Below are 21566 nucleotides of genomic sequence, written 5' to 3'. Positions count from 1 at the left end.
GTTAAACACAGCAATTACCTAACCTATTTAAAAGTAAAAACACTGAATAAATTGATTGTTTTATAGCCAAATTATACTCTTTTTCGCAATTTAACCGACCGTTTACCAACTCACCTTGATTCGCATTACAACATGCAGCGCTCCTCTGAATTTGTGAATGATTTACCTAGCCAGACAATAGCTTTTCCACCCAATGTCCAGGTGGGACTTAACAGTGTTATCAACCACGATCGGCGCTGTTTTGGTCGCTTTCAAAGCCGCGTTAACCCCGCGTTGCTCGTCGGAGAAAACTGCACGTTGGATTATGTGCATTTTGCGCTGGGCGAAGCTGCTAGGGTTGAAATTGGAAACTATTGCTATTTGACTAGTGTTATCCTGCTTTGCGAACAAGAAATTTGCATCGGCAACTATGTGGTTTTGGGATGGAATACCACGATCGCTGACACTGACTTTCATCCAATCGCACCAGCAGAACGAATAGCAGATGCGATCGCCTGCTCTCCTCTAGGGAAAGGACGGCTCCGCCCTCCTGTGATGTGCCAGCCGGTGATTATCGAGGATGATGTTTGGGTTGGCCCCAATGTCACGATCCTCAAAGGAGTTCGCATCGGTGCGGGAGCTTGGATTGAGGCTGGGGCATTGGTGACACGGAATATACCACCACGTAGCAGAGTGATGGGCAATCCAGCCCAGGTGATTGGGGAGGTAGAAGCCTAATGGAAGCCACACGAACATTGCCGTGGGACTGGTATCCGGGAACAATTCCCGACAATGTTGTTTTAGGAGACGACACTTACATTGAGACTAGTCTCAGCTTTAAACTTTACCGCAGCCAATTGCCAGTAGGACTACGATTAGGTAAAGCTTCTGCTGTATATAAAGATACTATGTTTGACCTGGGTTGTCGCGCTCAGGTAAAGGTAGGAGAATATGCCTTGATTCACGGGGCCCGCATCGTCTGCGATGCCGAATTGAAGATTGGCAATTATGCCTTAATCTCCTGGCAAGTCGTCCTCATGGATACCTACCGCTTACCATTCGACATTGCCAAGCGACGAAAAATTTTAGAACGAGGATCGTGTCAACTTTCTCAATCCTCTAACGCCGATGTCCCAGCCCAACCAATTTGGATTCAAGATAACGTCTGGATTGGATTTGATGCCTGTATTTTGCCGGGAGTGACAATCGGTGAAGGAGCGATCGTTGGTGCCCGATCTGTTGTTAGCCAGGATGTTCCACCATACACGGTTGTGGCTGGCAATCCTGCTCGGATCGTTCGGCAGTTAGAGGACAGAGGTAGGAGGCAGGAGGTAGAGGGGCAGAGGAGCAGGAGGCAGGAGGCGGGAGGTAGCGAGTATGAACTATGAATCCCCCAGTAAAGGAAAAATTATTGTCTTCGGGATTTTGTTTTGGTATCCCCTAGCAGGAGTAACTTATCAATTTCTCCACTATATGTTGGGGCTGCGTCAGCTTGGCTATGACCCCTACTACATCGAAGATTCAGGACGCTGGGTTTACAACCCCTTAATTAATGATTTATCTCCAGACGCTACTGAGAACATTAAGCGAGTTGCACCAATTTTGGAGGACTATGGCTTTAAAGAGCGTTGGGCATTTCGCGGCCATTATCCAGGGGGCGAGTGTTATGGAATGAGCGAAACCCAAATCCTCAACTTATATAAAGAAGCAGACGCATTCTTGAATGTAACTGGCGCTCAAGAAATCCGTGAAGAACATTTGACTTGTCGTCGCCGCATCTATGTTGAGTCCGATCCAGTTGGATCTCAGATTCGGGTTGTTCAGGGAGACAAAACCTTAATTGCCGATCTGGAAGCTCATGATACACACTTTAGCTTTGGGGAAAATCTGGGTGCGCCTGATTGTGGAGTCCCAACAGCTCGCTTTGAGTGGTTGCCGACCCGTCAACCGATCGCAACAGACTTGTGGCACACGTCAGATAACACACCAGGTATCGCTTACAACACTATTACCACCTGGGACAACAAGGGAGGTAAAGATATTACCTATCAGGGTGAAACCTATTACTGGCGCAAGGCACGCGAGTTTGAAAAATTTATCGATCTGCCGCTGCTGCGCTCAGTGCAATTTGAGATTGCGGCGGCTGATATCAGTCAGGATGTCCGATACTTGCTGCAAAAACACGGTTGGAGCCAGGTAGATTCAATGGAACTCTCCCAAAATCTAAATTCTTACCGCAGTTATATCCAGCGATCGCGCGGTGAATTTACTGTAGCAAAAGATCAATATACGCGATTGCATAGTGGCTGGTTTAGCGATCGCTCTGCCTGCTATCTGGCAGCAGGCCGTCCTGTAATAACACAAGAAACAGGGTTTAGCAAGTTATTACCCACAGGAAAGGGATTATTTGCATTCAACACTATGGAAGATATTCTCGCGGCAGTGGACGCGATCGAAAGCGACTACGAAGGCAATTGTCGGGCAGCTCGTGAAATTGCCTCAGAGTACTTTGCCGCAGAGAAAGTGATTGGCAGTCTCATGGAACGAGCGGGGTTATAAGTATGGCACGCATTGTTGTTTGCGGATATATGATTCGACATCCTGTAGCTGGCAATCTCTTAGCCTACTTTCATTATGTTTTAGGGCTACATCATTTGGGACATGAAGTCTTATACCTGGAGGAAAGCGGCTGGGCTGGGTCTTGCTATAATCCCATCACCCACAATTACACTGATGACCCAGGCTTTGGACTTCACGCAGTCCAAACGCTAATACACAGTTATGGCGTGAATGCAACAGTCTGCTATGTAAATCGGGATACAGGAGATGTCTACGGTGCAGATTGGCAAGAAATAAAGCAGATGCTCAGGATGGCGGATCTGCTATTAAATATCGGTGGAGTTTGCTGGTTATCTGAATTTCTTTTATGCAAACATCGAGTATTAATCGATATGGACCCATTCTTTACCCAGATTGGGACGTTCGCCGCTGAGGGTCGTAACGATTATCACGCCTACTTTAGTTATGGCGTTAATATTGGGCAACCAAATTGCGGCATACCGAGTGATGGAATTGAATGGCTCCCCACTGTACCGCCTGTTGTCCCAGAGATATGGAAAAGTTCGATACTTATTCCCGAAGATAGTGGCGAAGAATGCGCAGATTTACCATTTACGACAATTGCTAATTGGAATGCTTATGGAAGTGTGACTTACAAAGCTGAGGATTATGGGCAGAAAGATCGGGAATTTATGCGCTTGCTGGAACTCCCTAGCTACTGTTGCCAAAAGCTCGAACTCGCTCTTGCTGGCAAGGACGCAGAAATAGCAGAGGTCACGAAATCTTTAAAGGCAGCAGGTTGGTTAGTTCAAGATGGTAAGGAAATTAGCGCTAGTCTGTCAACCTACATAACTTATCTGACTAGCTCCCGTGGGGAGTTTAGCGTTGCCAAACAAGCTTATGTCAAAACCCGTAGTGGTTGGTTTAGCGATCGCAGTGTTTGTTATCTCGCTACTGGTCGTCCCGCGATCTTACAAGATACCGGATTTAGCGATTGGTTGCCGACAGGGCAAGGTGTGTTGGCGTTTTCATCTTTGGAGGAAGCGGTAGATTGCATCGAGCGCGTCAATACAAATTATCAGGCTCACTGTCAGGCAGCAAGGGAATTAGCCGAGCAATTCTTTAGTTACAAAGTGGTGCTACCTCGACTACTGGAAACAGTTTTAACCACGAATATACCTTATATATCTTCATTTTACTGACTGCCTATAAAGAAAGAGAAATCATCAGCTAATCAAAACATTTAACAAATTTAAAATAAAGATGAGAGATTAATAAAAAATGAACACTCAATCACCAAAAGTAAGTATTGGTCTTCCTGTTTATAACGGAGAAAACTTTATCAAAGAGGCGATTGATTCTATACTGAATCAAACATTTGAGGATTTTGAATTAATCATCTCTGATAACGCTTCGAGCGATCGCACTGAAGCAATCTGTCAGGCGTATGTAACTCAAGATCGGCGAGTTCGTTACTATCGTAATTCAGAAAACCTTGGAGCTGCCGACAATTTCAATCGCGTGTTTCAAATGGCTACTGGCGAATATTTCAAATGGGCAGCTCACGATGATATCTGTGCGCCTACTTTTATAGCCGAATGTGTCAAAGTTCTCGATCGAGAACCGACAATTATCTTGTGTCATACCAGAACAATCACTATTAATGCTCAAGGAAAACCTTTTAAACAGTTAAAATCAAACGCCGAGATCAATTCAACAATTCCCTCCAAAAGATTTCGAGAGTTTATTAGCGAGGAAATTTTCCAGTCATCCAATCCGATATCAGGGTTAATTCGGGCAGATGTCCTAAACAAAACTCCTTTGCTGGGAAATTATCCGGCTCACGATCTGCCTTTACTTGCAGAATTAAGTCTTCATGGAAGATTTTATCAGATACCTGAATATCTCTTCTACAGTCGAGACCACAGTCAGCGAGGCTCGCGTGCCTTTGATTATCGCCAACCTCATAAGGCTATTGTTTGGTTCAACCCAAAAATGGCTGGAAAGCTGATTTTCCCATCTTGGAGGATGTTTGCCGAATATCTGGCAGGCATCAATCGAGCGCCTTTGAGTTGGCGCGATCGCTTACTTTGCTACAGTGAACTAGCCAAATGGGTGAAAAATCATCAACAAAATTTGGGGCACGATTTGATTGTTGCCACTGAATATTTACCTGCGATCGGTTCAAAACTTGCCAAAGCTTATCGCAAAGGCTCTGAAGCACGTTGGCTAAAGCAGGTTAGACAATCGGTAAAACAATTGGAAACTATTATCTTCAAAGAAGAAACCTTTATTCTCGTTGATGAGGACAGACTTGGTAAAGAGACTTTTGCCAAGTGGAGAACTATACCTTTTCTGGAACGCGAAGGAAAATACTGGGGTTTACCTGCGGACGACAATACTGCCATTCAGGAACTAGAGCGGTTGCGCCAATTGAGAGCCAACTTTATTGTTTTCGCTTGGTCTTCCTTTTGGTGGTTCGATCACTATTCCCAGTTTTACGACTACTTGAGGACAAAGTTCGACTGCATCCTAGAAAACAATTATTTTGTCGTATTCAATCTCCAGCACGAACTGGAATTTACAGTTCAAGACGAATTAGAAAGAGTTGAGGTCGGATGATTATAATTTTTGCTAGTGCTATCGGTCGATTTCCCATAGGGGGCAACGCCTGGTCTGACCTACAATACCTTCTGGGTCTGCGTGCCCTTGGGCATGATATCTTCTATTTGGAAGAATGCGGTTCAGAGTCGTGGGTTTATAACTGGCAGACTGAGGAATTTACAACCGAGTTAGACTATCCCACCAATTATGTAAGAAACTGCCTGGAACCGCTTGGCTTTGCAAACAAATGGATTTACCGTGCAGGCGATCGCTCTGTCGGGATGCAGGTTGACGAGTTTAAAGACATCTGCTCCCAAGCTGATTTGATGATTGTCCGTGGCTCACCAATTTCTCTCTGGAGAGAGGAATATAGGCTGCCGCAGCGTCGTATTTATATTGATGCCGATCCCGGTTTCACTCAGATTAACATTGCTTGCGGTCATGGGGAATTAGTACAGACAATTGAACATTGCGATCGCTTGTTCACGATTGGGCAACGCATAGATGCTGAAGACTGTCTCATCCCCACAAACGGTAGGCATTGGCAAAAGACATTACCTCTTGTAGTACTGCCTTACTGGCCAGTGACTCAAAACGATAACACCCACTTCAGTTCGATTATGCAGTGGCACAGTTATCGCGAGGTGGTCTACGAAGGAGTCACTTACGGTAACAAGGATAAAGAGTTTTTAAAGTTTATTGATATACCGCAACTTACCAAACAGCAATTTCGGATTGCCTTAAGCGGCGGCTTTCCTGATGAACTATCACAGTATGGCTGGGAGGTGATTCCGGGATGGATTGCCTCCTTTACACCAGAATCTTACCAGAAATTTGTCCAAACATCCTGTGCTGAGTTTGGAGTCGCAAAACACGGTTATGTTGCTACCAAAGGTGGCTGGTTTAGCGATCGCAGCGTTTGTTACCTTGCCTCCGGTAAGCCAATTCTAGTTCAAGATACAGGTTTAAGCGATTGGCTACCCATCGGAGAAGGGATTTTAACTTTTTGCGACCAACAGGAGGCAGTCAAAGGTGTAGAAGCCATCAACGCTGACTATGAGCAACATCAGTATGCAGCGCGGAGGTTAGCAGAAGAATATTTTGACTCAGATAAAGTTCTTTCGTCTCTGCTAGAGGCGGCAATGAACTAACTGCCATTCAGTTTAGGAGATATTATGTCAACAGTAACTATCGGCTTTTCTCCTCGCGAACAGTTTTCTCTGGCTGCTGAATGTTTGCAGCGAATTTTTGATTACACCTCTATCCCCTTTAACCTGATTGTGGTGGACGGCAACACTCCAAAGGTATATTGGCAACAGATGGAACAGGTGTTAGAAGGGCACAGCAATGTCAAAATCCTGCGCGCGGATCGTTATTTAATGCCTAACCAAGCCAAAAACTTGGTGATTCAGGAAGCCAAAGATGATTTTGTGTGCTTCATAGAGAATGATGTTCTGGTTGAGGAGGACTGGTTATCCTATTTGATCGCCGCCTGTGAAGAACATCCCGCAGATGTGGCAATCCCACGCATTATTGAAGGGTCTTTAGGAGAGACAAAAATTCACTGGGATCCAGGCTTGGGTGAGGTTCAGCCAGTGCAAACAGCCAACGGAGTCAAATGGGAAATCTTGCCACCGACAGGCGATCTTCAACTTGACCAAGGTTGCGATCGCCGGACGATAAAGTTGTCTGGAGAAGCTCACTGTCAGCTTTATCGCCGGAGTGTTTTTGACAAAGTTAATCCTTTCGATGGAGATATTATTTATCTAGATTGGATCGATTCTAGTTTGGCTTTATATAATGCCAAAATTCCAGTTGTGTTTGAGCCGAAATCTGTTATTCATTTTTGGCATCCTTATCCTCCCCATCTAGATGAACTCGATTATTTTTGGCAAAGATGGGATCTTCAACAAGCTGCTAGCGAGATCGATCGCATTCAAAAAAAGTGGAATCTGGTTCGTGTAACCGCAGATTTAGATTTTGTCATGGAGCGAAATCGCATCGGTCAGCTTCATGCAATTAGAGAAGAACTCAAAACCCTGATATCACCGCAGGAATCGTTTATTTTGGTCGATGAGGACATCCTCAACGGTAACGAAATCATTAAAGGTTTCCAGACTATCCCCTTTACAGAACACAACGGGCAGTATTGGGGGCAACCAGCAGACGACGAAACGGCTATCCGAGAATTTAATCGTCTCTATCAAACAGGTGCTAGTGCGATCGTTTTCCTTTGGCACACTTTTTGGTGGCTGGACTATTACGTTGAATTTTATGACTATTTAAGTCAAAAATTCCCCTGTGTGTTGCGAAATGACTGTGTGATTATATTTGACCTACGCTTATGCAAAAACCTCTAGCCAGTATTATCATCAATAACTACAACTACGGGCATTTTCTGCCTGAAGCGATTGAAAGTGCTTTAAATCAAGATTATCAGCCGACAGAAGTAATTGTAGTTGATGATGGCTCAACGGATAATTCACGGCAGATTGTTGCTGATTATGGAGAACGAATTATCCCTTTGTTAAAAGAGAATGCCGGTCAAGGTTCCGCATTCAATTCCGGGTTTGAGATTAGCCAAGGTAAAACGATCTGCTTCTTGGATGCGGATGATGTTTTACTACCTAGTGCAATTGGAAAAGCAGTTGAATTGCTGCACGATCCAAATGTAGTTAAGGTACATTGGCCTCTGTCTGCCGTTGACGTTCATGGCAAGCTGTTAGGAAAGTTAATTCCCGAAGATCCTTTGTCAGAGGGAGATTTACGTGATGCCCAGATTAAAGGTGGTATAGAAGGTCATATTTTTTCCCCTACCAGTGGCAATGCTTGGTCACGCAGCTATTTAGAAAAGATTTTACCCTTGCCGGAAAGCCGCTATCGATTCAATGCCGATTCCTACCTAGCAATTCTTGCTCCCTTTTCTGGCAGCATCAAGCGCATTCCTGAATATCAAGCTTTGTATCGCATTCATGCCAGCAATGGCACTAGCAAGCGTAGTTACAATTGGCGACTTAACCACTATCACAATGAAGTGGCAGTTCTACGCGAGTATTTACAAGAGCAGGGAATTCAAATCGATGATGCTTTTGAACACTGGAAAGGTTCTTATCATCAATCTCTGCAAAGCATGGTCGATTTGGGGCAAGAATTAGAACCCTTCATTCCAGGAGAACAAGAATATATTTTAGTTGATATGAATCAATTCGGGCAGCATCAACTACTTGAAAATAGTCAGTCAATCCCCTTTCTAGAAAAAAATCGTCTCTATTGGGGCCCACCAACAGATGATGCGATCGCGATTCAAGAATTCGAGCGATTGCATGGTGCAGGCGCAAGTTTCATTGTATTTGGATGGCCTGCCTTCTGGTGGCTTGACTACTATATTGAATTCGCTCGCTATTTGCGTACTAAGTTTCGTTGTGTTTTGGAAAATGAGCGCTTGGTTGTCTTTGATTTACAGATTTTAGCTTGAACTACCTGGTCGTTATTACCAAACAATATGAAACCTGAAAGCAAAGTTACGATCGCAATCCCAACTTACAATCGCTCGGAGTTACTAAAAGCTAGCCTTGAGAGTGCATTGGCACAGGACTATCGAGATTACCAAGTTCTTGTATTGGATAATGCTTCTGACGATGATACAGAGGCGGTTGTCCGCTTATTCGCAGATCCACGAATCACTTATGTCCGCAACGAAACCAATATTGGCATCTTTGGCAATTGGCAGCTGGCTGTTGAGCTAAATTCTAGCCCTTATCTCAGCATCTTGTCGGACGATGACATTCTGCTACCCAACTTCATCCGTGAATCTGTCTTAGCATTAGACAATCATCCACGTGTTGGTCTTTCGGTTGCCCAAGCTGGGTTTATTGACATTAACGGTGCAACGCTGCATCTGACAGGTACAGAACTTTCAGATAAGTTACCAGAAGGGCTAATCTCCGGTCTAGACTTCATTCATCAAATTGTTGATGGGCAAAAATGGATTTTGCGTACCTCAGCAGTTATGTTTCGCGCTGATGCACTGAATGCAGTTGGCGTTTTTGACCTAACTCACACAAAATACTTGCTAGATTTAAATCTATATTTGCGGATGGCAGCGCAATTCGATTTCTTCTTTATTGCTAAAGAACTGGCTCAAGTCCGGTTCCATGTTGAACAGGATTCCCAGGTTAGCTTCCACTCTCCAGGGGGAACAGGTTCGCTAGCTGTGGTAGCAGAACGTACTGATGCGATCGCTTATTTGTTAAAGTCGCCGCGTGCAGAGGATGCATCTTATCGTCAGTGGCTAGCAGAGCGCCTGTTGCATATAAGTATGCGCCGCAGTCAGTTCACGTCTGAGCTGATACCTGAACTTAATTTGAGTTGGTCAGAACGCCTACGAATTGCTATGCAGGAAATTGCATCTGTGATTCCCGCCGGCAAGCGTTTGATTTTGGTCGATGAAAATCAATGGAGTTGCGAGATTCTGCCGCAATACGATGCTCTGCCCTTTTTAGAACAAGACGGTCAATACTGGGGAGCGCCACTGAATGACGAGATTGCCATCCGGGAACTGGAACGAATGCGTCAAACGGGAGCAAGTTTCATAGTCATCGCCTGGCCCGCTTTCTGGTGGCTTGATTATTACTCTGGTTTGCGAAATTATCTCAGTTCAAATTTTTGCCGCGTTTTGGACAACAGTCGTCTCGTCGTGTTCGATCTCTGGTCGTAGACATTAGACCTCTTGCAAAAATAATTTTTGCACTCTTGTGGGAAAAGGGAAAAGGTTTTTTATTGTTCCTTTCCCCTTTCCCCCTTACCCTTTTCCCTACTTTTGCAAGAAGTCTATTGCTTGTAATTAACTGCAAACTCACTGGATCGAGTTGTCATGAACTGGAAATATGAAAAAGATAAATTTAATATCCCAAGTCGATGGCTAGCCTGGTCAGGAGTTTTGGCTTTAGCCGGTGCTGGCGGTTGGCTAACCTACTTCTTAGCTCTGAATCAACCTCCCGAACCAGTAGCAGTACGCTTGTTAACCGTGGAACGAGGTAATGTTGAAACCACAATCAATGAGAGCGGTACTGTTGAGTTACGGGAACAGCGAATCTTGAAGTCCCCAAAAGAGGGTGCGGTAGAACGAGTCATGGTAAAACCTGGTGAGAGGGTAAAACTTGGTCAAGTGCTGCTGACCCTGCGCTACCCCGAACGAAAAGTTGCTCTTACCAATCAGCAATTACAAATTCAACAAGAGCAACTCAACCTAGCACGTAGTCGCGAGAAAATTATTGAAGCCCAAGAACGACTAACAGCCGAAGAAAAACAACTCCAGAGGCTTGCTCCCTTGGTGCGAGAGGGAGCTATTGCCCAAGAACAAGCCAAAACGCAGGAAGATACTGTACGCGTTGCTCGCGCTAGCCTGCGAGATAGTCAAGCAGAAGCACGTACAACCGCCCTGAAAATTCAGACTTTGCAATTGGAGCGCCAACTTATTCAGCAGCAACTCCAAGATAATATTGTCACTGCACCATTGAATGGCGTAGTTTTGGGTGTGAATGTAGAAAACGGTGATGGGGTCGAGTTGCGTACCAATCTGCTCACTTTGGGCGATCCCAGAAAAGTTTTAGTGAAACTCCAGCTTTCTACCCTCAACGCTGCTCAAGTTCGCGTCAACCAACTTGCCCGCATTAATGCGATCGGGCCGAATGCAAGGAGATTCTCTGGACGCGTAAAAAGCTTGTATCCTCAAGCACTCAGCCCTGAAGCCCAAAAACAAGATGGTAGCAGTTCAAAACAATCAGAGCAACCAACAGTACCCGCAACGGTTGAGCTTGATAGCCCGACTCGCACACTGCTCCCTGGTAGCAGGGTAAATGTCGAAGTTGTGTTGCAGCAACGCCAGAACGTAGTAGTTTTGAAGACAGAGGCAATTGTGCGATCGCAACCACGCCCGTTTGTATGGGTTCTGGATAGCCAAAATCAAGCCCAAAAACGCACCATTAATCTAGGATTGGAGGGGTTAATGAATGTAGAAGTAACCTCTGGTTTGCATCCCGGCGAACAAGTTATACTGCCGCCCGTTGAGTCGGAACTCAAGCCAGGAACGCCAGTTAAGGCAGGGGAGCAGGGGAGCAGGGGAGCAGGGGAGAAGTTGCAGTAAGTTTTTCCCCTCTGCCTCTGTGCCCCTCTGCCCCTCTGCCCAATCCCCAAGCTAGAGCAAAGCAACTATTATGGCTCTTTCAGGTTTTGACTTATTAAATATTACGTTTCACTCTTTAGGTAGAAACCCCTTGCGTTCTGCTCTGACTACTCTAGGAGTATTTATGGGTGTGGCTGCTGTCAGCGCTACACTTCAGGTTGGTAATATTAGCCGAGATGCGATCGCTCAACAATTAGCAAAACGAGGCGCGCCTCAAGTTTCAGTTTATCCAAATTGGGATTCTGGTGGTCAAGCTACCCAACTCAAGTTGGAAGATATGGAATTCTTACGACAGCGAATGGTGGGCTTGCAAGCGATCAGTTCTTTTAATTGGGCTGGTTCTACACCAACTATATTTCGGGACAAGGAATTTACTCCAACCTTGTCACCTGTTTCTCAAGATTTTTTGTTGACTTCAGGGATATTTTTAGTATCAGGACGGTTTTTCACGTCTGAAGATTTTGCCAACTACCGCCCGGTAATCGTAATCGATCAATTACTGGCAGAACAACTTTTTCAAAAGCAAGAACCTGTAGGGCAGCTGATTTATGCTGGGGACAGACCCTATATCGTTATCGGGGTGGTAGCAACTATTCTAAGTGAAAATGCACCTCCGGCGGGTCAACTGTATGTGCCGATGTCTATTTACAACGCTTCGACTGGTAGCCGCGACATTGGGAGCATCCAAATGCGCCCTTATGCACTTGCAGATGTGGATGAGTTAAGCCACCAAGCAGAGGAGTTACTGTTACAAAGATTTCCAGGTTACAAATTTAAATTTTGGAATAATGTATCAGATATTATACAGCAGCAGAAAACTCTAGAGATGGCTTCTCAAGGTCTAACAGCAGTAGGAGCGATCGCGCTCTTGGTTGGCGGTGTTGGAATTGCGAATATTATGATTGCCTCTGTAAATGAACGAACTGCTGAAATAGGTTTGAGACGGGCCATAGGTGCAACCCAACGCGAAATCATGCTGCAATTTATTTTAGAGGCGATGCTTTTAAGTTTAATAGGAGGAACAGCGGCTCTAGGAGTAGTGCATGGATTGACTGTTGTAATTACCGATACCTTTAGCTTGCCCTATAAGTTTGATAGCAGAATTGCAGTGCTAGCAGTGGGTTCAGCGCTACTGGTGGGGGTGGGAGCTAGTTTGCTTCCCGCCGTGCGGGCTAGCCAGATCGATCCAGTAAAAGCCTTGCGCTCATAAGTTTTTTTCTACATTTTGAGGCAGGAAGTATATTGAGTAGAGTGTAGCCAGATACAATTCTTCTTACTTTTATCTCATGCTTTTAAAGGTGGCTGACTCCTGCCTTCTGACTCCTGCCCCAGCAAGAACTGCCTCCTACCCTCTGTTATAAAGACTCTAACTGATGGTAATCTAAGATTGTAGAACCAAATCCAATAAAAACTTTTGTTTTTGACAGTTTTCTTTTTTGGACAACAGTAATATAAGTCGTGGATAAAGTCTTTAACAATTAAGACTTGGTGATGATTTAAGTAAGTTCTAGAGAACTTAGTTAGTTTTTTAACAGGAGAAGTAGGGTGCTTAACAACCTTCATCAGTTATTATCTCCCCGAAAGTGGGGAATTCCCCTCGCGGGCTTAGGCTTACTTCTCGGTTTGGGCTTTCTAGCCAAGCAAACTCAAGTAACATCATTTACAGATTCTCGATTATCATCGGCTCAGATTCACAAAACCTCCGAAAACTCTCTTTTGTCGCAGCTGAGAAAAGTTCGAGATCAAAGAAGTCAACTGAATGCGGCTTCTGGAGGCGGAAACACAGTACCTACAATCACAGCGCTGGTTCCAGGCGATGGGGGAACTATAAAAAGCGCCAGAGTTTTACCAAAAGGAAGTTTTCCTGTAAAAGATGGGATTTACCTTTATGGTCAATCCCCAAAGCCAAACCAGCTTGGTCAAGGTTATATCATATTTCAAAAGCAGCAAGACAAGGTAAAGGGTGCGTTGTATATGCCCCAATCAGAGTTAAATTGCTTTCAGGGTACAATCAACCCATCAGGAGAGTTGGCGATGACGGTTAATAGTTCGTCAAATGAAGCCAGTTCTGAACAATCGAATCAGGTAGCTACAAGCAATAGACTGCCCCGGGTTGGTGAGGATGAGTCAAATTCTTATGCTTATTCCCTGGCTCTGCAAGACTTTTATCGGTTAAATTCGATCGCAGCTAGCGATCGCCGCACGTTACAAATGTGCAATTAATCTTCAATATTCTTGATTATGTCCTTTTGGACTAGACACACTCAAGCAGCTTTTTAGAATGAAATAGTCCTGAGTGTGTTACAGCAGATTTCAAGGAAAGTGAGATTAAGGGGTGACAAAGAGGCTATAAAACAGATTAGATAAAAGTCATAGCACGTAAACCCTTCTGAAAATAGGGTAGTTTACGGGGCTTTAAGCGCATCAAATCATAAGCTAAATCAGACCAAAACTTCATTGCTCCCACTCAAAGTTGTTTATATAAAACGGCTTATGTGAGTTGCAGTCTGGAAAGGCGTAAATACGTCAACATGGCTAAACATCTTGGCTAAACTATAGCCTGAAACCCTTGCTATAGCTTGGGCATTTTTAATTCACATAAGGCGTACAAACTAATCCAAAAGGCACTATGTCGGCAGTGTAATCGCTTTAATTCTTTCAAACGACCAACATATTTTTGGAGTTCCATTTGACAATAATTACAACCATATAAGGAATCGCACAGAAATAAATTACCTATTTGCTGAGGATGAAGAAAGATTCAAATCGTTTTGAGGTCTGATCCGATAATTCCATTCCCCATGAAACTCAAACTTCTCCAAGTAGACTTTTGACAGTTCCCGACGCTTATTTTTATGCTTTTTCGATATTTGTATTCATCAATTAAAGCTTAAATTGTCAGTTTTTTATTAGTAGTAGTGTTACCAATCCGGTTAATCACTACCTCTCTACTACTCAGTGGTCTGCCTCTCCAGTTTTCTGTAAGATGGCATAACATACGGTGTCCTATCTTATTCCACTTGCTTGTTACTTGGTGAAAAATAATTTTTTTAACCTATCAGAGATGCCTAAGTCCTGTTTTCTCTTGTAGTCTTTTTAGGGTATTTTGTCTCCCCGAAAGCGCTCCAACGCCTTCAATCCTGGTAGCTACCAAATGGCAGATTTATCCACCTGAAAATGACCGACGCTATGCAGACTAATGTCCACGTAAGACTTATTCACAGTTGACGCATCGTGAAGCAAGTTGTCTGTAGGTGCTATATAGCACTCCCCAGGAGCGAGTGCTAAGCGAATGACTGGGTAATACGGATTACGTTTCATAAACTCATAACCAACTTCCTGTCCGCGATAATATTTCGCGATTTGTTTGGTTTCATGGACGGGTAGATAGGCAAATAACTTTTCTATTGTTTGATTAATGTAAAGCAGATGACGAGTCTCAGAGCCAATATTGATACACAATCGGCTTCTTGCTTTGTAACGGCTCCGGAGTGGAAGTGCGTCTATACTATCCATATGCATACCAACTAAGAGACATCTTTCTGGATCTGGTGATTCTAATGTAATAGTTTGCATTCCTGGGGGAGCGGTATGGACTCGCAACAACTCTAAAGAACTCACATTCATTGGCCATTCAGCTATAGCTTCCTTCAGAATCGGCAATAGATTCTCGATAGTATAGAATTGCAGCAGATCCGCGTATTCCTGTGGATAGATTTGGGGAGAAGAGAGCGATAATGGCAAATACTTTTGAAATATTTTCAATGTCATATCTGGAATACGAAAGATACCAATGCTTGCTTCTGCCGACCAGCTTTGAGCCGATCCCGACTTTTGATCGGAAAAAATGAGTTGATGTTCTGCGAGGGTTGGGAGCCGCCACGAATTTTGAGACTTTGACAACAAATTGAACTTTTCTTCCTTCAGTAAACATTCACAACCTCTATTTGGGATTAGATAGTGTAACATCCATATCTCCAGCTAAATTCTGAACTAAGCGCCGCATACCAGAAGTACGAATGGTGGTGTGAGGGGTGAAGGGAAATCTAGAAGATCCCTCTCCACCTTTTAGCCAAAGATTGCCTGGAAAATATCAACGGCACTTGCTTTTGAAAGAGCAACTTCAGATTTGGATACTGTCGCATGAATGTCGCGAGGGACTTGGATTTGTGCGAAATATCCGCAGCCTTCTCGTATAAACGAGGGCCTCAAAGCTAGCCCGTGGGTAGAAATGCTGTTAAGCTTATCGCCCAGATTCGATGCAAATCCAGTTGAAGGCAACTGCGCCTTCAATTCGCTGTCGAGCAGGTGCATCGCGTGCTCTTGCTGTACTGTGCCGCCGTTTTGAATTGAAACGTCGATAACAAAAGGCGATGTGGTTGCAAGATTTGCCGAAGCGAGGAGAGTCAAAAACAAAGAGGATGACATAAACTACTCCTAATAATGAACTTATTAGACTTAATCAGAAACGATTTGTTGATATATCTGAGATTAGCTGGGGATTTACGCAGTTTGTCAAAGAAATATACGTTTCTTTATATCATCCCCTAATTCAGCAACGCCAGACTTTCTTGGGGTAAAAGTAACGAGGACACTGTTGGCGAATTCAGAAAAGACCTATGTGAGGTTAGTCAGTTCAGAAATAAAGCGATTCTTTAATCGCGCTTGAATAACCTACCTAATAGTTTGACAAAGGTAAGGCTAACCTAATATTACTCGTGTACAAAAATGCAACAGAGCTATTGATTACAGCAGATTGTGGCGGTAGCAACGGGTATCGATTGAGGTTATGGAAGACCCAAATCCAGAAACTTGCCAACGAATTTGAACTTGTAATTAAAGTTGCACATTTTCCACCAGGTACAAGCAAGTGGAATAAGATAGAACACTGTATGTTCTGCCATCTTACAGAAAACTGGAGAGGCAGACCATTGACTAGTCAAGAGGTAGTGATTAACCTGATTGGTAACACTACTACTAATAAAAAACTGACAATTAAAGCTCTACTTAATAAACACAAATATCAAAAAGGAATAAGAATCAGTGATCGGGAACTGTCAAAAGTCTACTTGGAGAAGTTTGAGTTTCATGGGGAATAGAACTATCGGATCATACCTCAAGACGATTTGAATCTTTCTTCATCCTCAGCAAATAGGTAATTTATTTCTGCGCGATTCTTAAAACAGCGCAAGTATAGGCAATAGCAATTAAGTTTTACTCCGGAATTGTGAATTTTGCTGTATCAAGCAATCCTCAGTAGTTTTCTAGGGCTTTTTTGCCACTCGTTAAAATCGCTGACCTGTTGTAAGTTCAAATCTAAGTTCTCCTTGATCGCTAATTCCTAAATCACCTCGAATCAGTCCAAAGGATGACTTGACGCGCAATCCGAAGCCGTAACCAAAGCCACTTCCGGGTTTATCTCGTAGCACTCCTGGTTCTCCTAGCACGGTTTCGCTAGACCCGAAATCTGAGGCGAAATCAGTAAAAACAACTCCTCCGATTGAGTAAGAAATTGGGAAACGATATTCCACAGAAGCTAAACCATAACTCCGACCACTGGCAACTTTTCCATAACCATAACCCCTGACAGAATTTAGTCCACCAATATTAAAAGCATCAGCTGGTGGAAAGTTTCCAAGAATCGTACCAATTTGGAAATTAATCGCCAACATTTCTGGATTGTCAGTTGGTCTACCATTACCGATCCAACTGACTGGTAAATACTGAATATAATCTCCCCGAAGGCGGTTGCTAGAAATATTACCCAATCCAATCGGAATTGCTTGTTCTGTGCTAAGAGTGAGAATCGATCCTTGAGTCGGATTTTCTCGGCGATCGCGTCGATCTCTGGATACAGAAAATAATACTGTATATAAGTCATCAATACCAGTACCGCTAAGAGATAAAGGACTCCCTAATCTATCGACCTGTGTAACGTTATAGTCGCGATCGCGTAAGCTAATTCTGGTATAATTCAAGCTTATAGCTGCATCCCACTCATCAAAAGATTTTAAAACTCCTACAGAACCGCCAAACCTTCCCTCGCGTACCTTGTCACCGTTAGACAATCTGATATCGTCGTTGAAAGTTCCCGATGTATTACGAGTACGAAAAGCTCTGATGCTGTAGCCTAAGCGATTTGGTTCTTGAGGACGATAACGACTAATGAACTGACCATTAAATTGGACATCTTTACCGCTGATTTGTACAATTGTATCTAATTTATCGTTAACACCGCTGATATTTTCATCTCTATAACCTACCCGACCGTATAATCCAACATCGTCGTTATTACCGCCTCCGAAAATTAGAGAAGGGAAGTTACGCTCTTTGATTTCATAGATAAGATTAACGCTATTGGCATCTTCTTGGCGATAAACATTGACTTCATTAAATGACTCTAATCTCCGCAATCGTTGCAAGTCTGCTTCTAGTAAATCTTCACGAAATACCTCACCAGGTTTGAGTTTCAGCAGACCAATGATAAAATCTTTTCGGGTACGTCCTTCGATCGGCTGACCTTTTTCATCGACTAATCGATCTTTGTTGTTAACAAAACGAATCTGGATATCTTTGACAATTCTTTGAGAAATTTGGGAAAACTCCACAGACTGGTTATCTATTGGAGTTAATCCGATATAGTCACCATATTTTGCATATCCTCCCTCTATTTCTAAAGTTGGTTTTGTTGCCACAATACTACTAGGGCTATCTTCAGTAGAAGATTGCGTGTCTGCAACGGCCTCTAGATTTTCTCCAGCTATTAAGATAAATGCGATCGCAACTACAGCTATTTGAATATACATAAATAAAGCTTTGTCATTACCCACATTTTGGCAACAGTTAAATATTTGATAAGTAATCAAGCGGACATGATATCAAAGCTTCCTTTCTTCAGTGACTAATGTCAAGCTAACCCATTCGCCTTTATCGTTGTAGCTGCGAATCATCCGTTGGCGCAGGTTTGGCTGAATTAACCACCCCACTTCCAGAAAAAATGGTTGGCGTAACTGCACTTTGACAGGTGAAGTTGCAGAAGCGCCATTTGGTAAAAACAATACTTGTACCTGCTTTTGGGGGTTTTGGTCAAAGAGAACAATGGAGTCTTTGATGGTAGCAGTTGAGGTAATAGTGCGTTCTGCAAAAGAGGTACTTTGAATTAATCGCCCAGCATCATCAAGTTGTAATTTGAAAATTGTAGAGTAAGTATCAGGCGATCGCAAATCTGGATATATTGTCACTGCTTGGCCTTGCCATTCTCCCAACAAATCATTTATCTGTAAAGTTGGACGTTCATCTGCTGGGGTTCCAGCTAGATGTTCTCGAATTAAGATTAATTCCTTTAGCTCACCAGTATTATCAAACAGTTGCACCAGACGCAAGCGGCGATTTTCATGAACCAAAGCGAGTTCTCCACCAAATTCGGAAAATGGCCCTAGCTGAATTACACCTTCAGAGAAGGAACCATTTTCAAAAAATAGTAAACTTCGCCCCAGAGAACTATATTCTTTAACTAAATCATCTCGTCCAGAACGGCATAGAGTTAAACGCACTGTCTGGTTATTGTTCAAACCTTCTAGTGAAAGACGGCTAGGAGTATCATTTAAAAGTGTCCCTTGGGGAGAAAAATTAGTAAATGAACCTTCCCAAATACCGAGATTTTGCAAAAAACATTCCCATTGTGATTTCATAGTGATTTTGTCATTTGTCATTTGTCACTGGTCATTTGTCACTGGTCATTTGTCATTTGTCATTGGTCATTTGTCATTTGATTAGCCCTGTTAAGTTGATATATAGGTTTAATTTCATATTCGTTCAAGCAAAACTTCAGTTATTCTTTTAAAATCTTGGGAATTTCGAGTTCAGAGGTCAAAGTTTCGGGTTCAGAGGTCAAAGTTCTGAGTTCAGAGGTCGAAGTTCCGAGTTCAGAGGTCAAAATTCTGAGTTCAGAGGTTGAAGTTCCGAGTTCAGAGGTCGAAGTTCCAAGTTCAGAAGTCGAAGTTCCGAGTTCAGAGGTTGAAGTTCCGAGTTCAAAGGACAAATGACCAATGACCAATGACTATCTTTTAGCAAAACGTTGGACAGCAAATAAGCTCCCCATTAATCCTACACCTGCACCGAAACTCAAAAGAATCAGAGGCAATAATAAAATTTCTGCTGGAGTGAGTTGCACTCTGTTGGTGATGACTTGGATAAACTCAGGTTGATTGACTAGCAACTTACCGAGAAACTGTTGAATCACAGAAATGAAACTCCAAGCGATCGCACCACCAACCAAACCAAAGGCAATTCCTTGTAAAATAAACGGCAGGTAAATCCAAACAGAAGTTGCTCCCACTAGTTGCATAATTTCAATTTCCTGGCGACGCGCCATGACAATCAACCTAATTGTGGTGGTAGTCACTGCGATCGCTGTTAAAGTCAGAATCATTGTAATTGTTAAAGTAATCCAGTTCAGACCCCGATGCAACTGGGCAATGCGTTTAACTGCTTCATCCACATACTGCACCGTCTCGACTCCTCGTAATTTAGCCAACTGTGTTGCTAAGGTTGGTACAACTTGAGAATTACGTGCTTTCACCTTCATCTCATCAACTAGAGGATTCTCACCTAGCTGCTGGGTAGCACCTTCAATATCAGAAATTCTCATTTCCTTAACTAACTTAGTCCAAGCTTCTTCTTTGGTAACGGTTTTTATCGCCGCTACCTCTGGCATTTTAGCGATTAGTGGCTCAATACTTTCGATTTGCGTATCCGGTTCGAGATAAACTGATACTTCTAGCTGGCTACCAAACTGATAAAGAAGTTTTTCGACTTGCCAAGAGGTTTGCAGACTCAAGCCGAATAAAAACAGTAACACCGTCACAGTGCTGACAGCGGCCCAATTCATCCAACCCCCCCGCAGTAAACCGAGGAAAGTTTCTTTTAGCAAATAGTCAAGTTTCGTGAAAGATTTAAACACACATCACCTCAAAATTTGAACTTAACGCCAAAGCACTAAGTTCAGCTTTTGCGTCTTTGCGTCAATAACACCACTATTTATAGTCAATAGTGCAAAGTTTGCCAATATATCAGCTTTTATCTATTGCTACTTCTTTCTTCTGTCGTCCTGCTATCTTGACCATTTACCCGATTTTTATACCATTTGCCACAGATATACTCACTATTGCCTCTAACAGTTATTGATAATAATTGGCTAGCTGTTCTGGTTTATCAGCAATTTTACTGTTATTTAAACTTGACCTCTAGGAAGAGGGAAAATAGTTTGGTATTTATACTATGTTTTTCTCTAAATATCGGAGTAATTTATAGGAGAAACAGATTAATTGAAGGAAAGTTAAACCATGAAATTCTTAAACAAAGCCAATTTGGACAATATCTTATTAAACCAGATCCGCTCTCAGCTTGAGTCCGTAGAAATACATAATTCTAATCTGGCCAAACTATTGTGCAAAATAATTCCTTCCAATTGCCCTTTTGAAAGAACTGTTAAAGTTTTCGGTCGGACTCTACTTCGCATTCCACCTATGTGTAAATTAAACCCCCTTTATGAACAGATAGTTGGTCTTCGTTTTAAGTGTTTATTATATTTAGTCAATGAATGTGGTGAAGATGCCAGAAAATATTGCTAAACATTGGTTTGCATAAATAAAAAAATTGATTGGAGAAATCTTTTTATTAAGAAAAATTGTATAGGAATCCTAGTTGCAATCAGATATGAATCAGAAATAAGCTGATAAACGACCGAGCTCGTTTCTTTGTAAAGCTGCGCCAAATCCTAGCTTTTTTTCAACGCAAAGGTACGCAGAGGTTAGCGCAAAGGTACACAGAGGTTTTCTGAAGATAATTCGCTATGTCCCAAAATAATTAAGTGCATCTTCATAGAAAATTGCTATGACAATCAATTTCACATTTAAAAGTACTGTTTAATGATGTCAGCCTCGATAAAAGCATCGCTCCAAGTATGGTGCAACGTGACTTCACAATAATTATTTTGGAGATTGGTACTACGTCTAAGGGAATATTTAAAAAGTATTATTGCTAACAATAGAACCTCAAAGACCTAACCCCTAGCTAATATCTTGACCTCATACCAATTTTTTATAAAGCTGCATAGAATTCGATCCCCCCTAACCCCCCTTAAAAAAGGGGGAACCGGAAAAACATCTATCAAAGTCCCCCTTTTTAAGGGGATTTAGGGGGATCAAGATATGTGCAACTTCACATTAAATTGGTATAA

18 protein-coding genes and 2 pseudogenes are annotated in these 21566 nt (G+C 42.9%); 14 read left to right on the top strand and 6 right to left on the bottom strand.

Annotated elements, in window-relative coordinates:
• Positions 1-132: 132 nt before the first annotated feature.
• The 12 genes from RMY32_RS31530 (at position 133) to RMY32_RS31475 (ending at position 13549) form a co-directional block, all read left to right on the top strand.
• Positions 133-717, top strand: a complete 585-nt coding sequence (locus RMY32_RS31530) for an acyltransferase (RefSeq protein WP_322713572.1) — start codon at positions 133-135, stop codon at positions 715-717.
• Positions 717-1367 carry an acyltransferase gene (locus RMY32_RS31525; protein ID WP_322713571.1) on the top strand — a complete coding sequence of 217 codons (651 nt, stop codon included), beginning with the start codon at positions 717-719 and terminating at the stop codon, positions 1365-1367. Before RMY32_RS31530 ends, RMY32_RS31525 begins: the two co-directional genes overlap by 1 nt.
• On the top strand, positions 1357-2538 hold the full coding sequence (locus RMY32_RS31520) for a hypothetical protein (RefSeq protein ID WP_322713570.1): 1182 nt from the start codon (positions 1357-1359) through the stop codon (positions 2536-2538). Before RMY32_RS31525 ends, RMY32_RS31520 begins: the two co-directional genes overlap by 11 nt.
• Before the next feature lie 2 nt (positions 2539-2540).
• A complete protein-coding gene (locus tag RMY32_RS31515) occupies positions 2541-3740 on the top strand; it encodes a hypothetical protein (RefSeq protein ID WP_322713569.1) in 1200 nt (399 codons plus the stop codon).
• Positions 3741-3819: 79 nt separating this feature from the next.
• Positions 3820-5160 carry a glycosyltransferase family 2 protein gene (locus RMY32_RS31510; protein WP_322713568.1) on the top strand — a complete coding sequence of 447 codons (1341 nt, stop codon included), beginning with the start codon at positions 3820-3822 and terminating at the stop codon, positions 5158-5160.
• Positions 5157-6293, top strand: coding sequence for a glycosyltransferase family 1 protein (locus RMY32_RS31505; RefSeq protein ID WP_322713567.1), 1137 nt, complete (start codon positions 5157-5159; stop codon positions 6291-6293). Before RMY32_RS31510 ends, RMY32_RS31505 begins: the two co-directional genes overlap by 4 nt.
• A 24-nt stretch (positions 6294-6317) precedes the next feature.
• Complete coding sequence (locus tag RMY32_RS31500) at positions 6318-7502, top strand: glycosyltransferase (protein ID WP_322713566.1); 1185 nt, start codon at positions 6318-6320, stop codon at positions 7500-7502.
• Positions 7487-8617, top strand: a complete 1131-nt coding sequence (locus tag RMY32_RS31495) for a glycosyltransferase family 2 protein (RefSeq protein ID WP_322713565.1) — start codon at positions 7487-7489, stop codon at positions 8615-8617. The genes RMY32_RS31500 and RMY32_RS31495 overlap by 16 nt, the downstream gene beginning before the upstream one ends.
• Before the next feature lie 27 nt (positions 8618-8644).
• Complete coding sequence (locus RMY32_RS31490; protein ID WP_322713564.1) at positions 8645-9859, top strand: glycosyltransferase family A protein; 1215 nt, start codon at positions 8645-8647, stop codon at positions 9857-9859.
• 156 nt (positions 9860-10015) lie between these two features.
• A complete protein-coding gene (locus tag RMY32_RS31485) occupies positions 10016-11287 on the top strand; it encodes an efflux RND transporter periplasmic adaptor subunit (protein WP_322713563.1) in 1272 nt (423 codons plus the stop codon).
• A gap of 70 nt (positions 11288-11357) precedes the next feature.
• Positions 11358-12536, top strand: a complete 1179-nt coding sequence (locus RMY32_RS31480) for an ABC transporter permease (RefSeq protein ID WP_322713562.1) — start codon at positions 11358-11360, stop codon at positions 12534-12536.
• A 335-nt stretch (positions 12537-12871) separates the two neighbouring features.
• Positions 12872-13549, top strand: coding sequence for a hypothetical protein (locus tag RMY32_RS31475; protein ID WP_322713561.1), 678 nt, complete (start codon positions 12872-12874; stop codon positions 13547-13549).
• A 509-nt stretch (positions 13550-14058) separates the two neighbouring features.
• Here the strand turns inward: RMY32_RS31475 and RMY32_RS31470 are convergent.
• The 3 genes and pseudogenes from RMY32_RS31470 to RMY32_RS31460 form a co-directional block, all read right to left on the bottom strand.
• Positions 14059-14354 (bottom strand): annotated as a pseudogene (locus RMY32_RS31470) (ISAzo13-like element transposase-related protein); the annotation flags it as partial.
• A gap of 119 nt (positions 14355-14473) precedes the next feature.
• A complete protein-coding gene (locus RMY32_RS31465; RefSeq protein WP_322713560.1) occupies positions 14474-15295 on the bottom strand; it encodes a hypothetical protein in 822 nt (273 codons plus the stop codon).
• A gap of 99 nt (positions 15296-15394) precedes the next feature.
• Positions 15395-15754 carry a hypothetical protein gene (locus RMY32_RS31460; RefSeq protein ID WP_322713559.1) on the bottom strand — a complete coding sequence of 120 codons (360 nt, stop codon included), beginning with the start codon at positions 15752-15754 and terminating at the stop codon, positions 15395-15397.
• Positions 15755-16041: 287 nt separating this feature from the next.
• On the opposite strand from RMY32_RS31460, the pseudogene RMY32_RS31455 reads away from it, so the two are divergent.
• Positions 16042-16425 (top strand): annotated as a pseudogene (locus RMY32_RS31455) (ISAzo13-like element transposase-related protein); the annotation flags it as partial.
• Between the two features lie 186 nt (positions 16426-16611).
• On the opposite strand, the gene RMY32_RS31450 reads toward RMY32_RS31455, so the two are convergent.
• From RMY32_RS31450 to RMY32_RS31440, 3 genes are all read right to left on the bottom strand, one after another.
• Entirely contained in the window at positions 16612-18132 is a 1521-nt protein-coding gene (locus RMY32_RS31450; RefSeq protein ID WP_322713557.1) for a BamA/TamA family outer membrane protein, read from the bottom strand.
• A gap of 72 nt (positions 18133-18204) precedes the next feature.
• Positions 18205-19017, bottom strand: a complete 813-nt coding sequence (locus RMY32_RS31445; RefSeq protein ID WP_322713587.1) for a DUF3598 family protein — start codon at positions 19015-19017, stop codon at positions 18205-18207.
• A gap of 368 nt (positions 19018-19385) precedes the next feature.
• Positions 19386-20288, bottom strand: a complete 903-nt coding sequence (locus RMY32_RS31440; RefSeq protein WP_322713556.1) for an ABC transporter permease — start codon at positions 20286-20288, stop codon at positions 19386-19388.
• A gap of 382 nt (positions 20289-20670) precedes the next feature.
• Here RMY32_RS31440 and RMY32_RS31435 point away from each other — a divergent pair, with 382 nt between their 5' ends.
• Entirely contained in the window at positions 20671-20958 is a 288-nt protein-coding gene (locus RMY32_RS31435) for a Mo-dependent nitrogenase C-terminal domain-containing protein (RefSeq protein ID WP_322713555.1), read from the top strand.
• The last annotated feature ends 608 nt before the right edge of the window (positions 20959-21566 follow it).

It is taken from the genome of Nostoc sp. ChiSLP03a (assembly GCF_034531215.2).
Classification (GTDB): Bacteria; Cyanobacteriota; Cyanobacteriia; order Cyanobacteriales; family Nostocaceae; genus Nostoc.
The sequence above is the reverse complement of the archived record's forward strand: the minus strand, read 5'-3'. Positions and strand labels throughout refer to the sequence as shown.